Here is a 1,077-nt window from a genome sequence, read left to right on the forward strand (position 1 = left end):
GCCAGCCACCGAACTGATTCCATCACCAAGGTTTACACCGTTGGAAAAAAGAAAAGAGAAAATGAAGCCTTAAAACAAGTAAAATTTAAAATCGTATAGTCAAATGCTGCTTTCTAATTTCAATGAACTCCAAAAGTTTTTTTTTCTTTTGGAATAATATTATAATCATGTGATTGACAGATCTATGGAAGTTCTCTTCATCATTCAGGCTTCCGTTCAATCCCATTTACTAGGACATTAAAAGATATATATAAAGTATTTTCAAGATAAAAAGTAATTTTTTTTACAAAAAGGGTATATTAAATTAAAATGTATATATTTAAGTGGTATTTTTTACATATAAAAAATTTAATAAAAAACACAAATTATGAAAAAAACATTATTCTATTTATTATTAACCCTTTTTTGTTTACAGGCTTGTAGAACAGAAGATGGTAATCACGAAATCAGTACATCAGAAGCGATTTCACAACAAAAAATTCTTGATAAGGATTTAAAATTAACGGTATATAAATCTTATAGAAATTATTTAAGTAATAAGGGGATTAATAAGTTTGGAAATGATATTGACTTTGGATTATCATCTCAAATTCTTAAATATAAAAATGGAGAAAGAGGTTTAGTCTTTCCTTTGGTTAAAGATCATAACGTAAAGGGACTGGTATTAGCGACTTTAAGTAAAGATGAAAAATTTGTTAAATTTAACCAGTTAAATCCTGTAGAAAATGAAGCAATAAAAAAAGCTTTTGAAATTAAATACGATAAAATTAAATTTTTAGTTCCTGAGAATTCTAATATCAGCGATACAAAAAATAATTCATCTTCGGGTTATCTATACTCGCGTGATTTAAGATGCTTCTCAGAGCCATCGATGGAAGCTTCAGAGGCAAATGGACGGGATTGTAATCTAGAAGCGATTACTATAAATGGTAGAGCCCGAACACTTCCTATTTCTCCTGTTGAGGGAATACAGATCCCCGTATACAGAGGAAACCAAAGCGTAGTCGGAGACTCTAGACCATTAAGCCCCGAGGAAATCAGGATGCTTACCGCAAGGGATCCTATTACAAATTTAAA

At 30.2% G+C, this 1,077-nt stretch carries 1 pseudogene; it reads left to right on the top strand.

Features of this window, described 5'->3' with window-relative positions:
* Window positions 1-367: 367 nt before the first annotated feature.
* Window positions 368-1,077: pseudogene (locus tag GNY06_RS00230) on the top strand (hypothetical protein); the annotation flags it as partial.

It is taken from the genome of Elizabethkingia argenteiflava, assembly GCF_009904105.1.
GTDB lineage: Bacteria > Bacteroidota > Bacteroidia > Flavobacteriales > Weeksellaceae > Elizabethkingia > Elizabethkingia argenteiflava.